Source organism: Marinobacter salinexigens (assembly GCF_008370345.1).
Lineage (GTDB): Bacteria > Pseudomonadota > Gammaproteobacteria > Pseudomonadales > Oleiphilaceae > Marinobacter > Marinobacter salinexigens.
Map to the genome: position 1 here is coordinate 1 of NZ_VTUU01000111.1, position 470 is coordinate 470.

Here is a 470-nt window from a genome sequence, read left to right on the forward strand (position 1 = left end):
CACGACTCATGACACGAACAGCAGATACTTTGACAACCTCCATATGGAGAGGGCACCAGACGACGCAGGCACATCGGCAGCTTAAACGACCCATGACTTACTGACCACCACGGAGACGGAGCACAAGGTGGAGGGTGCTCTCCTTTTGGATGTTGTAGTCTGCTAGGGTGCGGCCATCCTCCAGCTGTTTGCCGGCGAAGATCAGACGCTGCTGGTCCGGGGGGATGCCCTCCTTGTCCTGGATCTTCGCCTTCACATTGTCGATGGTGTCCGAGCTCTCAACCTCCAGGGTTATGGTTTTTCCAGTCAGGGTCTTCACAAAGATCTGCATACCACCCCTGAGGCGGAGAACAAGGTGAAGGGTACTCTCCTTCTGGATGTTGTAGTCCGCGAGGGTGCGACCATCCTCCAGCTGCTTGCCAGCAAAGATCAGACGCTGCTGGTCCGGGGGGATGCCCTCCTTGTCCTGG

General features: G+C 57.0%; 1 protein-coding gene. It reads right to left on the reverse strand.

Annotation, left to right across the window (positions count from 1 at the left end; genetic code table 11):
* Window positions 1-97: 97 nt before the first annotated feature.
* Window positions 98-470, reverse strand: a 373-nt coding sequence (locus tag FWJ25_RS20870; protein WP_223163294.1) for a polyubiquitin, incomplete at its 5' end; no start/stop codon positions are given.